A 17403-nucleotide genomic window follows, 5' to 3' on the forward strand; every position below is an offset into this window, starting at 1 on the left:
TGAGCTATCGATAAGTCGCCACAATCCACGATACAAGACCGTCAAAATCATCAAAGGCAGCATCAGGCTCGCTTGAGTCTATCGGCTCGCCATAGTTATAGCCATAGCGTAGTGCTAGCGTCGTCATACCGCACGCTTTGCCTGCTTGGATGTCGTTTTTTGAGTCACCGACCATGATGGCATCATCAATGGCGACGCCGAGCGTCGTGCAGATATGCTGTAGTGGCGCAGGGTCAGGCTTTTTGGTGGGTAAGCTATCACCGCCCAGCACAATATCAAAGCTATCTGACCAGCCCATCGCCGCCAAAATCCCTGCCAAAAAGCGATATGGCTTATTGGTGCATAACGCCAAGCGAAAGCCATTGGCTTGTAGTGTCGCTAGCCCATCATGCACGCCAGCATAGGCGGTGGTGTCATTGGCGATTTGGCTGTATTCAGCCAAAAAAATCTCATGCGCATCATGCACCGCCTTGTCATCACTTGGCGCGCCATGATGGGTGAGAGCACGGGTAACCAGATTATACGAGCCATTACCCACCCAGCTTTTGACCGTGTCGATGGCAACCACAGGCAAATCAAGCTTGGTTAGCATTCGATTGACCGCCGTCGCCAAATCCAGTGCGCTATCAATCAGTGTCCCATCCAAATCAAAAATAATGACTGATTTTGACATCACATTCCCCTTTTTTGTTGTGCCTTATCTTGGCTTATCATCTGCTTAGTTGGGTGGCGTGCTTGTTCAATAAAAAAATGCACGGTTGTGGCTAAAAATTGACCGCTAAGAATGACTTTTTTACTGAATTTATTAAAAATCCACCCAAAACTGATTGTAACATATCCGATGGCATTTGGCGAAATTTGCCTAAGTGCGTAACAATGCTCAAATTTTCGGCGATTTTGATGAATTTTTTGGGAATAAAAGGATAAAATTATCCAACAAAATCTTTGACAACAACAATTTGCCAAAATCGTGTGATTAAATTCGCCAAAAAAACTTGCCAAACATCAAAAATCACCACCAATTTCCCAAAAATCCCCAAAAATTTGCTAAAATTGATTAAAATTTCATCAATTGGCGATGACTTGTGCCAAATTGCCTGTCAGAGTTGTGCAAAAGACGGGTCTTGGCAGAGAGTTTTGACACAATTTGTTGCATATTTGGGTAGAGTGTTGCTTGGCACACCCCAAAATTTGCAAAACTTTACACAGAACACTCAAAACACGCACAGTCAGTATGAAATATTTTGTTACTATGAACCCATCGTTTGAGATGACACGATTTGAACCTTTCCAATGTGGCATCTTAATTAACCAACTCACTAAGGAGAAAAACGATGAAAACTCTATCAAAAGCACTACTAGCACTATCAGCATCATCAGTTCTAGCGATGAGCGCAAACGCAGCCATCAGCTATGGCACATCAGAAGCAGCACAGCCTTATGCGGGTGTTAAAGTGGGTCAAATCGATAGCGACCTAATTGACGGCAATGTGACTTCATACGGCGTGTATGGCGGTTACAACTTCGACCAAAACTTCGGCGTAGAAGCTGAATACATGGGTTCTGACACCAAAGACTTCAATATCGGTGCAACCGCTGTTGAAGGTGATGTAAAAACTTATGGCGTCTATGGTACATATCGTTATAACTTCAACAACACCCCAATCTATGCCAAAGGCAAGCTGGGTGTGGCAAAAACTGAAACTGACGTAACTAGCCTATCAGGTAACACACGTCTAAGCAGTGATGAAACTGGCGTTGCTGGTGGTGTGGCTCTAGGCTACAAGCCAACTGCTAACTTCGGTGTTGAGCTAGGCTACAACTACCTATCATCTGATGCAAACATGGCAGCAATCGGTGCGCACTTCGCATTCTAATCTTTGCTTAGCCAAAAAAAGCACATCATGACCGTACAAGTTTTGTGCGGTCATTTTTTGTGATAAATAGAAAGCTGTAAGTTCGAATAACAAAAACATCCAAAAATCCACCCCAAAAAATCCCACATTTGATGGCAAAATGGTTATAATAATCAGTTTATGATAATTAATCTTGACCAGTCATCGGTTGCCGTCCATCATGTCCCAAAGCACAGAATTAAACAGTTTTTTTGGTCGATTTAAATCAAAATCCGCCAACGTGGTTCATACCATTGAGCATTTGTCTTATTTGCCATCTGCACGCACGACACTGCTTGTCAGCTTGTCATTGCTTATTTGTATCAGCTTGTTGATGATTGCATCAGCATCTGTGCCTTTTGCGGTCAAAAACGGCATGAGTGAGCTTAGCTTTTTTTATCGTCAGTTGGGCTATATCATCATGGGTGTGGGCTTTGGCTGGTTAGTATATAAAGCAAAACTCAAGACACTGTGTAATATTAGCTTTATTATGTTTAGCTGGCTGGTGTGCGTGGTTTTGCTGATTATTACGTTGCTGGTTGCGCCTGAGATTAATGGGGCAAAGCGATGGCTGAATTTGGGCTTTGGTAATTTTCAGCCGGCAGAGCTGTGTAAGATGGTCATGGCAATGGTGGTGGCAGAATATGCGGTGCGACGTTCGGCAGAAGTGCGTGAGAGTGCGACATCAAGCCTGCGTCTGATTGTGCCGTTTTTGCCGATTGGGTTTTTGCTGATGCTACAGCCTGACTATGGCACATCGCTTGTGGTGATTGCAACGACGCTTGTGATTTTATTCATTGCCGGTGCGCCAATTCGTCAGTATATCCTCGTGCTATCATCATCTGTGGTGGTGCTGTCAATCCCTGTAGTAACCAGTGATTATCGTATGCGGCGATTGACGGGCTTTCTTGACCCATTTGGCACGTATCAAGGGGATGGCTATCAGTTGGCGAACAGTCTGATGGCGCTTGGACGTGGCGGTATCACAGGGCTTGGCTATGGCGATAGCGTCCAAAAACTCTCACATCTGCCCGAAGCACATACGGACTTTTTGCTTGCCATTACAGGCGAAGAGCTGGGCTTGATTGGTGTGTTGGTGGTATTGACGCTAGAGTTTTTGATAATTGGCTCAATCATGGCCATCAGCTATGCGACACTCAAGCGTCGTCAGTTGATTTTGTCCTACACCACATTTGCTTTTGCGATTATCTTTTTTGGGCAAGTGGTGATTAATGCAGCGATGAATTTTGCGACAGCGCCGACCAAAGGCTTGACCATGCCGTTTTTTAGCTATGGCGGTTCGTCAATTTTAATCTCATGTTTGATGATTGGCTATGTGCTCAATGTCTATAAGAATAGCCCAATTATCGCAGCCGACCGAGAAAGTGCACGATATTAATGCCGATTTGGGCAATCACACATGCATTAAAAAACGGGGCGTATCCATCAGATATGCCCCGTTAGTTTTATAAAGCGTTTTCGTCAAATTCGCCAGTGCGGATGCGGATGACACGCTCAAGTGGCGTCACAAAAATCTTACCATCGCCAATCTTGCCTGTATTGGCAGCTTTGATGATAGCTTCGATGATGGCATCGGTCATCTCATCACTGCAGGCGATTTCGATTTTGATTTTTGGCAAAAAATCCACCACATATTCTGCGCCACGATACATCTCGGTATGACCTTTTTGGCGACCAAAGCCTTTGACTTCGGTGATGGTAATGCCATTAATACCAATCTCAGATAGGGCTTCACGGACATCGTCGAGCTTAAAGGGTTTGATGATAGCAGAAATCAGTTTCATAACTCTAAATCCTTGGCAGTTGGCTGGATTTTTTTATTATATCGGGTATGTGGATAATTCACAACTTAAAATCAGCATAAAGGCGGATTTTTTTTGGTGATAAATGGATGAAAAAATGGGATTTTGGGCGGATGTTTTGGGGTGGCTGTGCGCTTGATTTGGCGATAAAATTGACAAGGACTGTCTGTATTTTGGATAAACAATCTCAACACGCCACGCCCAAAACCTGCTACAATAAGGCAGTTTTTGTATCTTTTTTTATGGTGTGCTATGCAAAATCAAAAATACGCCGTCATCGGGCTTGGTGGTTCAGGTTTATCAGCCGTTCATTATTTGACCGAGCAAGGGGCAATCGTCGCTGTCACTGATGCCAACGCCAATCCGCCACTAGCTGACAAGCTACCTGCACAAGTCGCCTGTCATTTCGGGGCGATTGATGGTGAGCTACTGCAGTCTGTGGATGTGATTGTCATCAGCCCGGGGATTGACCCACGCATCCCTGCGGTAGCGGATGCTAAGCGTGCAGGTATCCCTGTCATCAGTGATGTACAGCTATTCATCGATGCGCTCAAGGCTCGTGATACAGCAAATGGCACACGCACGCCAATCATCGCCATCACAGGGTCCAATGCCAAAAGCACCGTCACCACGCTGGTCGGCGAGATGGCAAAAACAGCGGGGCTCATCACTGGTATCGGTGGTAATATCGGCACGCCAGCGCTTGAGCTACTCAAGATTGATGACATGCAAGTTGCGGTGCTTGAGTTATCAAGCTTTCAGCTAGAACATATCAGTCATCTGGGCGCTCAGGCGGCGACGATACTCAATATCTCAGCGGATCACCTTGATCGTCATGATGGCATGGCGGACTATCTGGCGCAGAAACTTCGTATCTTTGATCAAGCTCATTGTGCAGTGATTTGCCAAGATGATGCTGTACTTGCACAGACTTGTGTCGATACGCTAAAGCGAGTCGCACCAACAGCAAGCATCACCACGACAGACAGCTCACTGCAGGCAGGTCGTGCCGATTTTTATCTGTATGATGATGGTCAGGGGCTTGCGCTGTATCATGGCGCAGATAGGCTACTTGCCACGGACAAGCTAAAAATCAAAGGCAAGCACAATCTACTCAATGCACTCTCGGCACTGGCGCTGGCTCAAGCGGCAGGCGTGCCGATGCCTGCGATGATTGAGACTTTGACGACCTTTAAGGGGCTACCACACCGCTGTGAATATGTCGATGAAGTGCAGGGCAAGGCGTATTTTAACGACTCAAAAGGTACAAATATCGGCTCAACCATCGCTGCCATCGATGGACTGGGCACTGTCTATGGCGAACGCTCGCTTGCGCTGATCCTAGGTGGTATGGCAAAGGGGCAGGATTTTAGCGAGCTAAGCCGTGATGTCGTACGCTGGGTCGATACTGTGTATCTGATCGGTGTCGATGCAGGGCATATCGAGCAAGGACTCATCGCAGGTGATGCTACGCTTGCTGATCGCTTGCGTCATGTCGGTACGCTTGATGCGGCGGTCATGCAGGCGAGCCAATCGACTGCCAAAGCTGTACTGCTGTCGCCTGCGTGTGCTAGCTTCGATCAGTTCAAAAGCTATGGCGATCGTGGCGAGCAGTTCGTACAGATGGTGCAAGACTTGGCAAAATAGCAAAAATAAATATGGACACAACAAAATAGCCTTTGAAAACAAAGGCTATTTTTTTATTGCTTGATCGGTATTGCTGATGCTAGATGGTGGGGTGATGACAATTCTGCCAACAACAATCTTGTCAAAAGCAATCCTGCCAAAAGCAGATTATGCCAAATGCAAAATCGCTTCAATCTCAACCACACCGCCTTTTGGTAGGGCAGCGACCTGTACCGCAGCACGGGCAGGATATGGGGCAGTTAGACGCTCTTCAAAGACCTTGTTAAGTAGTGCAAAATCCGCCAAATCGGTCAATGATACATTGAATTTGACCGTGTCATTAAGACTGCCGCCTGCCGCTTTGGCGATGGCTTCTAGATTGTCAAACGCTTGGCGGGCTTGAGCATCAAAGCCTTCTTTAAGTTCCATCGTGACAGGGTCAAGACCCAGCTGACCTGAGATATAGACAGTATTGCCAACTTTGATGGCTTGAGAATAAGTACCGACCGCAGCAGGGGCATCATCGGTATGAATGACTTGTTTGCTCATAAAAAAATCCTAATGGTTATTGGCTAATCTTTTTGGCTTGAAAATAAGCACATAGTTTATCAAACAGGCTCATCGCTGTGCCTGTGTATTCGATGTGTGGGGCGACATTATCTGCGGTTTTTGGCAGAATGTTTGGTTCACCTTTGCCAAGAAAATGTGCAGCGTCTTTTTGGCTATTTAAATCAATTTTACAACACATAACGGCATCCTTTTGGTTGTGGCTGATGGCTTTATGATAAATCATCTTGATGGGCAAATTCAAGTAATAATGAGTTTTTCACAAGCTTTGCCCGACTTAACTTAGATAAGCTTATCAGATGATTATTGATACAGGCGCATGATGTTTGGATAGCCAAGCAAGGTACGCAGTTTTTCAATCCCTTCGGCAAGATGCGAGCGAGAGCGAACGACCACGTGCAAGGTCGTTGTACCGACTTTGCCGTCCTTATCCGCCTTACCGTCTGCTTTGACATGGGTATGCTCAACGCCGATATTCAAGGCGCGCATCTCATAGATGACTTGGCTGATTTGCTCTTCGTTGAGCATGGCATAGATGCGTAGCATGGCAGGGAAATGCAGCTGATGTGGCTGATTTTCGAGTGCGGATGCTGGTTTCCAGTTGAGCTGAATGACTTGGTATGGGGTATCGGCTCGCACGGCTTGTAGCGAGAAGCATTTGTGACGATGCACGACGAGCCCTTGACGAGACAGATGTCCGACGATGTGGTCGCCGTAGATGGGGTTGCAGCAACGAGCGAAGTCCACTTCCACGCCTTTGATGCCAGCAAGCAGGTGCTTGGATTGGGTAATTTCGTTGCCGTCGGCATAATCGACTTCTTCGCTAAATAAGCGAGAGACGACAAGCTGTGGCAGTAGCACACCTGTTGATAACTGCATAAATAGCTCATCAGCGGTGCTAATACCACGCCATTGTAGGATGTCCGCCCAGTCGTTCTCATCCAGATCATTGATGGATTTGCCATAGGTTTGCAAGGCACGATCCAGCGCTTGCTTGCCATAGTGGATTTTTTGGTCTTCGGGCAAGTGTTTTAGGAATTTTAGAATCTCGCTACGAGCTTTGTTGGTCGCCACAAAGCCGAGCCATTCAGCACGGGGGGTGGCATCTTTGTCGGTATCGATGCTAACCGTATCGCCATCAGCGAGTACTAGCCCTAGCTTGCCATGCTCATTATTGATATCAGCACCAGTGGCGATATTGCCGATGGCAGGGCCGACAGCATACGCAAAATCAAGTGCCGTCGAACCACGAGGCAACTCATAAGCACGACCTTGTGGGCTGTAGCAGACGATTTTGCGTTCATGCAGGTAGCTGATCAGCTCTTCGATGATGGCAATGTGCGCATCATCATCGCCAGCTGCATTGCTATTGCCTGCATTGGCAAGGTCTTGCATATTACGCAGGCTTGCTTGGATGACTGACTGACTGACATCAGTATGATCGCTACTGATGATGCCAAGTCGTGCCGCTTCTTGCATACGGCGAGTCATCAGCGTGACTTTGATGTGGTTATAATCTCGCTCATAGATGAGTGTCAGCGATTGATTGCCACCGGCTAGGGGCTTACGGATATGATCTTGGATATTGCGATCGCTGATTTGGTATTTTTGGATCAGATAGTTTGCCAATTTATCACACGATTCGATGTCATCGAGCACGACATCAAAGTCATATTGGCGAATCAGCTGATTGATTTGCCCACGATTTTTGAAAAATTGACGATACATCGACGCACGATTATCCAGTACTTGTACATTGCCTTGTAAGCCCAAATGCACAAGTAGGTTCTGTAAATAGGTGCTGATTTCGGTTTTTTGGAAATTGCGCCCCAAGCCATGCTGAAGTAGCTTATCGGTGAATTTATTGTACATGGCGGGGTTGAGATTGCGATAACACAGCAATTCGATGTAATCGGCAATGTTATTGAGTCCCATCAAGCGAGCAAACGGAATATAAAAATCTAGCGTCTCACGAGCGGTGCGTTTTTGTTTGTCTTCGCTGACAGCATCGAGCGTGGACATATTGTGCAAACGGTCAGACAGCTTAACAATCAGCACTCGTGGGTCAATCAGCGTAGCGGTAAGAATCTTATGAAAAGTTGCCGCTTGGCTTTGCTGCTTACTCATGCCAGATGATTTTAGCTTGGTGACACCATCGACAAGACGAGCCACTGTTTCGCCAAATTCAGCAGTGATGAGCTCTTCGGTCACTTCGGTGTCTTCGACCGTGTCATGCAAAATCGCTGCAATGATGGTATCACGGTCTAGGCGAAATCCCGCCAAAATCTCCGCCACCGCCATCGGGTGCGTGATATATGGCTCACCTGATTTGCGCTTATCCTTGATATGCGCCACATCCCCAAAATGGCACGCACGCAGTACATCCGCCCGTTCAGCAGGCTTTAGGTAGGCGACGGCACGCATTAGACTATCACGAGCTTCATCCACGAGCGGGTGGCTTAGATGTGTTGGAATGTCGTGTGGATGATAGCTGTCTAACATAACTGGCTCTTTTGGCTGGTGGATGTTCGATTGCCATTAGGCAACCACGAAAGGCAAAACAATGTTTGCCAAATTAGTATAATAAATCATTGATTGGGGGTGTTGTCAATACATTCACAATTTATTTTATCAAATCGCATATTTTATTCAGGTAAATCAGCGTTATCATGATAAATTGGTCATCCGTGACTTTATCCACCAACAAAAAAAGCCACGCATCAGCGATACGCAGCTTTTGTGAGCTTGGCTAAGAATTTAAGAATTATAGCTCATTGCCCAATGCTTCAGGGGTGGTTTCGTAGTTCTTTGGCTTGGCGAACAAGTCATCATCAGGCTCATCCAAGATGCCACGATTGACATTGCCAGCGGCGATCTCACGCAAAGCAAGCACGGTTGGCTTGTCATTGTCCACAGGGACGGTTGGATCGACTTTGCCATTGGCAAGTTGGCGGGCACGCTTGCTTGCCACCAAAATCAGCTCAAAACGATTATCAACATTTGCAAGACAATCTTCAATGGTTACTCGTGCCATAGTTTACTCTCAATGATTAATTCAAACATGGGTTTTTGCCCAAAATAATCGCTTATTATAGCAAGCTTTTTGGGCTTTTTTAAGTGCTTTTTGTCAATTCTTGGCAAATTTTTGACCAAAGTTTGCCAAGTTTGGCTAAGATTTTGCCTTAACATTCATCCATTAAGCAAACAAGGCATCAATCAGCTTGCCATTGCGTGCTTGTTGGGTGGCACGGCTTAGGCGATGGCTTTTGATGATGACTTGTAAGTCGGCGAGCGCTTCGGCAAAGTCATCATTGATGACGACATAGTCGAATTTGTCGTATTGGCGCATCTCGGTCAGCGAGCCTGCTAGGCGTTTTTCGATGACTTCATCGCTGTCTTGACCACGATTTGATAAGCGTGAACGCAAGGCATCACGGCTTGGCGGTAGAATAAAAATCATCACCGCATCGCTAAATTTTTCTTTGACCTGTAGCGCGCCTTGCCAGTCAATCTCAAGAATCACATCGACGCCATCGTGAAGCAGGCGTTCGACCGCTTGGCGTGTCGTCCCATAAAAGTTATCAAACACTTGGGCGTATTCCAAGAATGCTGACTCATCAATCAAGCGTTTAAATTCATCCACTGTGGTGAAATGATAATGCACGCCGTCGCTTTCGCCCGGGCGGGGTGCTCGTGTGGTGTGTGAGATGCTAACGGTGAGATTGTCGGTGGTGGCAAGCAGTTCTTTGACCAGTGAAGTTTTGCCAGTGCCTGATGCGGCGGTGATGATGAATAATTTGCCAGTCATGGGATTTTCCTTGTTCAAATCATGATATTTTAGCACAAATTGGCTGAAATTTGCTAAAATAGCAAACAGTGATTTTGATAAACTATTGAGAAAATTATGAAAATTTTATTAGCCAATCCCCGTGGTTTTTGTGCAGGTGTGGATAGAGCCATCGCCATTGTCAATGAAGCGCTACGCCGTTTTAATCCGCCGATTTATGTGCGTCATGAAGTGGTGCATAATAAATTTGTGGTCGAAGATTTGGCAAGTCGTGGGGCGGTATTCGTCGAAGAGCTCGATGAAGTGCCTGATGGGGCGATTGTGATTTTTTCGGCGCATGGCGTATCCAAAGCGGTCGAAGATGAAGCGGCACGCCGTGATTTGACGGTGTTTGACGCTACTTGTCCGCTGGTGACTAAGGTGCATATCGAAGTGGGTAAATTTGCCAAAGAAGGTATGGATGCGATTTTGATTGGGCACGCAGGACACCCTGAAGTCGAAGGGACGATGGGGCGATTTGACACAAGCTTTGGCGGTCGTATCCATCTGGTCGAAGATGCCGATGATGTGGCAAAGCTTGATTTGGATAAAGAAAACTTGGCATTCGTCACCCAAACGACGCTATCAATGGACGATACTGCGGTGGTCATCGATGCACTCAAAAATAAATACCCAAGCATCAATGCCCCACGCAAAGATGACATCTGCTATGCCACCCAAAACCGTCAAGATGCCGTTAAGCTACTCTCAAAAGAGTGTGATGTAGTGCTCGTGGTCGGTAGCCCCAATTCAAGCAACTCAAATCGCCTAAGAGAGCTGGCCGAGCGGATGGGTAAGCGTGCGTATCTGATTGATAATGCAGGACAAATGGACAAAGCATGGTTCGATGGTGTCAGCCATGTGGGCGTCACCGCAGGGGCATCTGCACCCGAAGTACTTATCCAAGAAGTGCTAAATACCTTGCAATCATGGGGTGCTGATGAGCCTGTGGAGCTGTCAGGTATCGAAGAGAATGTGACTTTTAGCTTACCAAAATCATTGACAAAAGCTTAAAAATCTTAAAAAGTTTAAAATCTTAAGAAATTTGCAAAGCTAAGTAATTTACAAAGCTAAAAAAGTCGCCACAGCCTTGATTGCCCATTATCCACTGGATACGCCATGACCCGTTTGACCCTAACTCCACGCCTAGCCGAGCCGACATCGCAGATGCTGATTGATGCGACGGGCTTTCCATCGCTTGCCCGTGTGCTACAGGCACGCCACATCCACAGCGTCGATGAGCTCGATGTCAGCACGACACATCTATTGCCTGCTGATAGCTTGATGGGGATTGATGCAGCGATTGACTTGATTGATACGGCGATTGATCAAGGTGATAAAATCTTAATCATCGGCGACTTTGATTGTGATGGGGCGACGAGCACGGCGCTGATGATGCGAGTGCTACGGCAGATGGGGGCGGATGCCCAGTTTTTGGTGCCTGATCGCTTTAAGTTCGGCTATGGCTTGACGCCACAGATCGTCGAATATGGCGCATCATTGTACGAGCCCAAGCTGATTATCACGGTGGATAATGGTATCTCAAGCCATGATGGCGTTGCCAAAGCGGCGGAGCTTGGCATTCAGGTGGTGATTACCGATCATCACTTGACCACCAAATCATCACCACCTGCTGATGCGGTGGTCAATCCCAATCAGCTTGGCTGTGAGTTTGGCAGTAAATGGCTGGTGGGCGTGGGTGTGGCGTTTTATGTGATGGGACGACTTGCCAAGCATCGCAGAAATCTGGGTAAATCATCGGCAAATGTGGCGCAGTATCTGGATTTGGTGGCGCTTGGCACGGTGGCGGATCTGGGCGTGCTAGATCGCAACAATCGCATCTTGGTCAGTCATGGACTTGCCCAAATCAGACAGGGGCGGGCGTGTGTGGGGATCTTGGCAATCCTTGAGCAGGCGGGGCGAGATTTTGCCAAGATTACCAGCGATGATTTTGGCTTTGCCATCGCCCCACGCATCAATGCCGCAGGGCGTATGGATAATATGCGTATCGGTGTCGAGTGCTTATTGACCGATGACTGGAGCGAAGCGCACCGCTTGGCGATTGAGCTGAACAAACTCAATCACTCACGGCGTAGTGTCGAGACGATGATGAAAGATGAAGCCATCGCCATCATTGATAGCCTGCCACAGATGAGTGATACTTGTGATAGCACGCCAAAATCCATCGTGCTGTACCAAGATAACTGGCATCAAGGCGTCATCGGTATCGTCGCAGGCAGACTCAAAGAAAAGCTATACCGCCCAAGCATTATTTTTGCGCCTGCGGATAATAACGAAATCGGCGAAGATGACTATATCAAAGGCTCAGCGCGCTCAATCGCTGGTATCCATATCCGTGATGCCATCGAAGCGGTCACCATGCGTCATCCGACACTGATTGAGCATTTTGGTGGTCATGCGATGGCAGCAGGCTTAACCATCAAAAAAGCCAATTTTGACGCCTTTGCCAAGGCATTTGCCGATGAGATTGATCGCTTTGATGCGTCGGTATTTCACGAAGAGCAATTTACCGATGGCGCATTGGATGCTTGTGAGTTTAGCTTACAGTTTGTACAGACGCTATCGCAAATCAGTGTCTGGGGCAATGGCTTTGCACCGCCAAGCTTTGATGGGGAATTTGAAGTGCTCAATCATCGAGTGCTCAAGGATAAGCATCTAAAGCTGACCTTGAAGATGGCAGGCGTGCAATATCCGATTGATGCGATATGGTTCAACTACGAGCCGTCTGTGTGGGATTATCGAGCCAGCCGAGTACATATCCTATATACACTGGATATCAATGAGTGGCAGGGCAGCCAAAGCTTACAGCTTGTCATTAAAGATTTGGCAGTGTGTCAGATTAGTGCGTTGGTGTAGGGTGTATTATTAAAAATAAAACCAGTCTTGCAACTGGCTTTATTTTATTGGATGCGTTCTTATTGCTGAGTAATTTGAGGTTGGTCTTTTTTGATATTTAGAGCTAGAATGCCTCCAATGAATGCCAAAATCATGCAAATGAATACAAAAGTACCACCTGAAATGCCACCAATGATAGAACAGGCGATGATGCCAATACCTGTTTTTTAGTTTTTGCACCCATTGCAACTGCGCCAAAAACAATAACCAAAAAAGAAAATAATAGACCAAGCCAACCCATCGAAACAATGCGCGTGTCATTGTTTAATGCAGCATCAAGACCGCCAAAAAATAGGGTAAACAAAGAGGCAAATACAGCAAAGATGCCTGCGATTAAGGCAATAATACCGCCAGCTTTATTCATAAAAAATCTCCTAAATTGTAATTAATTGCCTAAGATGTAAACACTGGTCCAAAAACCAAAATGATTTGCTGAGTGTACCATGCCAACATAATTCAATGTATCACCAATATTTAGACCAGTCACTAGGCTCTCATATTCTTTTGTGAAATATACAACAGGCTTAACCTCACCCAATGTTTCACATTCTACTTCATAATCTGCATTTTGTACCTGTGATGTCCAATTGACTTTTTGAACTTGGACAACTGTGCAAGACCCTTTGGTTGGAATAACTAGTCTATTTTCTTTGTTCCAAGCATCTCTTTGTAGCTCTGTTAGGGAGTTAAAATGCTGACCAACTGCTATTGCATCAACATATTCAATTTCGGCTACTGGTTCTGTAATTGCAGATGTTGATTCCGTAGTTGTCTGCGTTTGAGTAATTTGTTCTGCTGTGGCTTGTTGCGAAGTTGGCATTAGGATGGATCCCAGAATTAGACTTGCAACTGCCGATCCAAAAAAGATAGCAGATGATTGCCCGCGTGACTTCATACCAAATGCTCGAAAGTTAAAAAGTCCAATGCAGCCTAAAATAAGCAATATTAAAGATCCAAATAGCAATAAAGAAGCAAAAATAGACATATTTTAGATACACTCCACGCAAAATTTTAGTTATTATAGTTTGTTTGTTTGTTTGTTTGTTTGTTTGTTTGTTTTTTGTAATAATTGTTTCTAAAAAATAGTTTATGGAAATAAAAAAATTTAAATTTGACAATTTAAAAAGCGGTTTATGAATGGCATTTTGACTTAGGATCATTTTGATTTGTTCTGCTTAACAAAAAAATCTGTTTTTATTAATTTGAAATAGGTGCTGGTTGCGAGTATGAGTGAACAGCAGTAATGTAACGATATTAATATGGTAGCTAGGTGTATATTGCTAAGATAGAAAGTTTGCTTGGTTGGTTTTTGCAAACTCGCCTAAAGCTTACTCATCCACAAATTCACCGCAAAGCCCAAAAATAGCACGCCAATCAAGCTCATACCGCTAATGCTTAGCCAAGGACGACTGGCAAAGCGATACGCCAAGCCCTTACCTGCGACAATCAGCAGGGATAAATAACTGATACTCACCACCTGCAAAATCAGTGCCAAAATCAAAAAGCTGATATATGGCCTCGGATAAGCAGGATCAACAAACTGCACAAAAAACGATAAGAAAAACAAAATCGCCTTAGGATTGGTCAGGCTAAGGCTTAGCGCACGCATTAGGTAGTTTTGATGTGTGGGCTTGGCAAGTGCAACGGGGCTATTGGCTAGGATATGGCGATTGACAAAGGTCCGATACGCACCCATCAACAGCCGAATGCCAAGATATGCCAAATACAGCCCGCCGACAAGCTTGATCGTATCAAACACCGCAGGATATAGGCGAAGTAGCGTCCCTGCGCCCAAGATGGTGGCGATAATCAAGATGCTATCACCGATGACAATCCCCGTCGCCGCCAAAAATCCCGCTCGCTTGCCCTGTGATGCTGAGACCGATAGACAGTACAAGCTATTGGGCCCGGGCAGGATGATGATCATGATGGTGGCAATCAAAAATCCACTGATGTCTGTAATACCAAACATGGCGTATCCCTGTAGAATATTCCTAAAAGCTCATATACAAAGCAATAGCTATAATAGAACAATAGCCGTCGAAACGGCTATTGGCTGTGCATAAAGCTGTATAAGTGCTGATGGTGCAAAGTTAGCCTTTGATTGACCAACCATTGACCAGTGGATAACGACGCTCTCGACCAAAGGATTTTTTGGTGATTTTGGTGCCGATTGCACCTTGACGACGCTTGTATTCAGCACGATCCACGAGTCCAAGCACTTTTTCGACGGTGGCAGGGTCAAAGCCAGCTGCACAGATGGCCTTGTAGCCCAAGTCTTCATCGATGTACATACGCAAGATGCTATCAAGCAGATCATAATCAGGCAGGCTGTCTTGGTCTTTTTGGTCAGGGCGTAGCTCAGCTGACGGTGCACGAGTGATGACACGCTCTGGGATGACTGGATTGTCTTCTAGGCGGTTACGGTAGTTGGCTAGGCGATAGACATCAGTTTTGTAGACATCTTTGAGCACATCAAAGCCGCCGACCATATCACCGTACAAGGTAGCATAGCCGACCGCATTTTCAGACTTGTTGCCTGTTGAGATGACCATGTGTCCAAATTTATTGGACAATGCCATCAAAATCGTACCACGAGCACGAGCTTGTAGGTTCTCTTCGGTCACATCAGGCTCGCTATTGGCAAGTAGTGGCGCAAGCGCTGAACGCAGACCAGCAACCGCATCATGAATCGGGCAGACGGTATAAGAGACATTTAGACGAGCAGCCTGTGCTTCGGCATCATCTAGGCTGATTTGTGCAGTGTATTCATACGGCATCATCACCGCATAGACACGGTCAGAGCCGAGTGCATCGACAGCGATGCATAGCGTCAGTGCACTATCAATACCGCCTGATAGACCGACGATAACGCCCTTAAAGCCTGAGCGATTGACATAGTCACGCAGACCTACGACCAGTGCTTGATACATTTCTGATTCTTCGGACAGTACAAGCGGGGCTTTGCTTTGGTTGTCAAACTGACGGCTTGCCACATCGTATTTTGCCATCATCAGCTGATTCAAAAAGCGAGAACCTTCGTGCGCCACCGAACCATCAGCCTGCATGATGAGCGAACCACCATCAAAGACGATGTCGTCTTGGGCGCCGACGGTGTTGACATAGATGATTGGTAGCTGATAAGCGGCAGATTGCTTGGCAAGTAGGGCTTTGCGAGCGGTTTGTTTACCGATTTCAAAGGGTGATGCGTTAATCACCACGACCAAATCCGCCCCTTCTTCTTTGAGTGATTTGATTGGGGCATCATGCCAAATATCTTCGCAAATCAACAGGCCAATGGTTGCGCCTTTGTAGTCAAACATCACGCTGTTATGACCTTTTTTGAAGTAGCGTCGCTCATCAAAGATGCCGTAGTTTGGTAGGCATTGCTTATGATAAAAACCTTTTTGGCTACCGCCTTGTAAGATGGCAGCTGAGTTGAATGTGCCATGCTGGTCAATGTGCGGATAGCCAAGAATGATGACGATGCCTTCGATTTCGGCAAGCTTTGCCATCGCATCACGCACTCGCTCGCCAAGCGTTGGGCGTAGTAGCAAATCTTCTGGTGGATAACCGACCAAAGACAGCTCAGGAAAGACCACGATATCCGCACCACGATTTTTGGCATCGATGGCGAGTGCGTGCATTTTTTTGACATTACCTGCGATATCACCTACCCAAAAATTGGTCTGAATCATCGCAAAAGTAATCGTGCCGACTGCTGAATCAGCGGTGTGTAGTGTGGTTTTTGCACCATTTGGCGCATCTGTTGGTTTTGTTTTTGGCATTTTTAATAATCCTAACTGGTGGGCAACTCGTGCATCGTGCCAAGTGCTTAATTGGTATGTTGTACTGCCCAAACTTCACTGTCTGATGCAAATACGGAGCAACGCTCAAAAATAATTAATCAGTTCGCCAAATTACGGCAAACCTGCATGATAGTATAGCACAATTTGCCTTGCTTTGTGGTATAGTAATGCTTTATTTGCCACAAAAAGGTCGTTATGTTTGCATTTATTCTCAATATCGTCATCATTGCGGTGGTGATGTGGTTTTTTTTCAAATTTATGTACCCAAAACCGCCCAAAGCATTTTTTCCAAAAGATGGCGATGACACAAGCATCCGCACTTGTCATCACTGCGGACAACAGCTTGCCACCTATCGGGGGCATTTGTTCCACGAAAAATCAGACAATGAGCGATTTTTTTGTAATGATGAGCATCTCATCGCCTACGCACAGGCACATCCTACAGAAAATTTGCCAATCCCTACGGACAAAACCAGTGCCTAAAGCTTTATCTAGCCATCATTTAGCCATCATCTAAGCACAAAAAAGGACGAGTAATTTTCGTCCTTTTTGATATTTTAATCAGCTAAATCAATCAGTTATAGCATTGAGCGAGCTTCTTTGTTGATTTTATCAATCATCGCAGCGATTTGTTTTTGGTCTTCGGCATGGATGATGGCTTGATTTTGTAGGCTTTGGATTTGGTCGTACAAATCAAGGCAAACAAGCACCAAAAACTCTTCGTTGCTTGGGGTTTTGTGCTTGATTTCACGGCGTAAATCACGGATTTTTTGGTTGATAAATTCTGCGCCATTTTCTAGATTTTTGATTTCATCTACAGGGCAGACGATGCGATGTGGCGTGCCTGCGATGCTGATATCTACAGGGCGAAATTCTTCTTTGGCGATGATGGCAGCCGAGTTATAAGCGGTTTGGGTGTTGTCTTGGCTCATAAAATATCC

The 17403-nt window shown here is 45.9% G+C and carries 18 protein-coding genes; 6 read left to right on the top strand and 12 right to left on the bottom strand.

The window, feature by feature from the left end; translation table 11 throughout:
- Nucleotides 1-4 precede the first annotated feature (4 nt).
- Nucleotides 5-673, bottom strand: coding sequence for a phosphoglycolate phosphatase (locus B0680_RS01330; protein ID WP_078253259.1), 669 nt, complete (start codon nucleotides 671-673; stop codon nucleotides 5-7).
- A gap of 661 nt (nucleotides 674-1334) precedes the next feature.
- Between B0680_RS01330 and B0680_RS01340 the strand changes: the two genes are divergently transcribed.
- Together B0680_RS01340 and B0680_RS01345 are read left to right on the top strand one after the other, a co-directional pair.
- Nucleotides 1335-1877 (top strand): porin family protein, encoded by a 543-nt coding sequence (locus tag B0680_RS01340; RefSeq protein WP_078253261.1) that lies wholly within the window; start codon nucleotides 1335-1337, stop codon nucleotides 1875-1877.
- 199 nt (nucleotides 1878-2076) lie between these two features.
- Complete coding sequence (locus tag B0680_RS01345) at nucleotides 2077-3294, top strand: FtsW/RodA/SpoVE family cell cycle protein (RefSeq protein ID WP_078253262.1); 1218 nt, start codon at nucleotides 2077-2079, stop codon at nucleotides 3292-3294.
- A gap of 67 nt (nucleotides 3295-3361) precedes the next feature.
- Here B0680_RS01345 and glnK read toward each other — a convergent pair whose 3' ends face one another.
- Complete coding sequence (gene glnK / locus B0680_RS01350) at nucleotides 3362-3700, bottom strand: P-II family nitrogen regulator (protein ID WP_078253263.1); 339 nt, start codon at nucleotides 3698-3700, stop codon at nucleotides 3362-3364.
- A gap of 270 nt (nucleotides 3701-3970) precedes the next feature.
- Here glnK and murD point away from each other — a divergent pair, with 270 nt between their 5' ends.
- Complete coding sequence (gene murD / locus B0680_RS01355) at nucleotides 3971-5365, top strand: UDP-N-acetylmuramoyl-L-alanine--D-glutamate ligase (protein ID WP_078253264.1); 1395 nt, start codon at nucleotides 3971-3973, stop codon at nucleotides 5363-5365.
- A 147-nt stretch (nucleotides 5366-5512) separates the two neighbouring features.
- Here murD and B0680_RS01360 read toward each other — a convergent pair whose 3' ends face one another.
- The 5 genes from B0680_RS01360 to gmk form a co-directional block, all read right to left on the bottom strand.
- Nucleotides 5513-5893, bottom strand: a complete 381-nt coding sequence (locus B0680_RS01360) for a RidA family protein (RefSeq protein ID WP_078253265.1) — start codon at nucleotides 5891-5893, stop codon at nucleotides 5513-5515.
- A 16-nt stretch (nucleotides 5894-5909) separates the two neighbouring features.
- A complete protein-coding gene (locus B0680_RS01365) occupies nucleotides 5910-6092 on the bottom strand; it encodes a hypothetical protein (protein WP_078253266.1) in 183 nt (60 codons plus the stop codon).
- A 122-nt stretch (nucleotides 6093-6214) separates the two neighbouring features.
- Entirely contained in the window at nucleotides 6215-8413 is a 2199-nt protein-coding gene (locus tag B0680_RS01370; RefSeq protein ID WP_078253267.1) for a RelA/SpoT family protein, read from the bottom strand.
- Between the two features lie 262 nt (nucleotides 8414-8675).
- Complete coding sequence (gene rpoZ / locus B0680_RS01375) at nucleotides 8676-8945, bottom strand: DNA-directed RNA polymerase subunit omega (RefSeq protein WP_078253268.1); 270 nt, start codon at nucleotides 8943-8945, stop codon at nucleotides 8676-8678.
- Between the two features lie 162 nt (nucleotides 8946-9107).
- Nucleotides 9108-9719 carry a guanylate kinase gene (gmk, locus tag B0680_RS01380; protein WP_078253269.1) on the bottom strand — a complete coding sequence of 204 codons (612 nt, stop codon included), beginning with the start codon at nucleotides 9717-9719 and terminating at the stop codon, nucleotides 9108-9110.
- 96 nt (nucleotides 9720-9815) lie between these two features.
- Between gmk and ispH the strand changes: the two genes are divergently transcribed.
- Entirely contained in the window at nucleotides 9816-10751 is a 936-nt protein-coding gene (gene ispH, locus B0680_RS01385) for a 4-hydroxy-3-methylbut-2-enyl diphosphate reductase (RefSeq protein WP_078253270.1), read from the top strand.
- Between the two features lie 105 nt (nucleotides 10752-10856).
- The gene (recJ, locus tag B0680_RS01390; RefSeq protein ID WP_078253271.1) at nucleotides 10857-12614 is read left to right on the top strand and encodes a single-stranded-DNA-specific exonuclease RecJ; all 1758 of its coding nucleotides are present in this window, start codon (nucleotides 10857-10859) and stop codon (nucleotides 12612-12614) included.
- A gap of 130 nt (nucleotides 12615-12744) precedes the next feature.
- Here recJ and B0680_RS01395 read toward each other — a convergent pair whose 3' ends face one another.
- The 4 genes from B0680_RS01395 to B0680_RS01415 form a co-directional block, all read right to left on the bottom strand.
- On the bottom strand, nucleotides 12745-13017 hold the full coding sequence (locus B0680_RS01395; protein WP_211271243.1) for a hypothetical protein: 273 nt from the start codon (nucleotides 13015-13017) through the stop codon (nucleotides 12745-12747).
- A gap of 21 nt (nucleotides 13018-13038) precedes the next feature.
- Entirely contained in the window at nucleotides 13039-13638 is a 600-nt protein-coding gene (locus tag B0680_RS01400) for a hypothetical protein (RefSeq protein ID WP_143821321.1), read from the bottom strand.
- Between the two features lie 336 nt (nucleotides 13639-13974).
- The gene (leuE, locus tag B0680_RS01410; protein WP_078253274.1) at nucleotides 13975-14625 is read right to left on the bottom strand and encodes a leucine efflux protein LeuE; all 651 of its coding nucleotides are present in this window, start codon (nucleotides 14623-14625) and stop codon (nucleotides 13975-13977) included.
- Between the two features lie 121 nt (nucleotides 14626-14746).
- Nucleotides 14747-16441, bottom strand: a complete 1695-nt coding sequence (locus B0680_RS01415) for an NAD+ synthase (RefSeq protein WP_078253275.1) — start codon at nucleotides 16439-16441, stop codon at nucleotides 14747-14749.
- Nucleotides 16442-16657: 216 nt separating this feature from the next.
- On the opposite strand from B0680_RS01415, the gene B0680_RS01420 reads away from it, so the two are divergent.
- A complete protein-coding gene (locus B0680_RS01420) occupies nucleotides 16658-16945 on the top strand; it encodes a hypothetical protein (protein WP_078253276.1) in 288 nt (95 codons plus the stop codon).
- Nucleotides 16946-17040: 95 nt separating this feature from the next.
- Here B0680_RS01420 and B0680_RS01425 read toward each other — a convergent pair whose 3' ends face one another.
- The gene (locus B0680_RS01425; RefSeq protein WP_078253277.1) at nucleotides 17041-17394 is read right to left on the bottom strand and encodes a cell division protein ZapA; all 354 of its coding nucleotides are present in this window, start codon (nucleotides 17392-17394) and stop codon (nucleotides 17041-17043) included.
- Nucleotides 17395-17403: the final 9 nt, after the last annotated feature.

It is taken from the genome of Moraxella pluranimalium (genome assembly GCF_002014825.1).
Lineage (GTDB): Bacteria > Pseudomonadota > Gammaproteobacteria > Pseudomonadales > Moraxellaceae > Moraxella > Moraxella pluranimalium.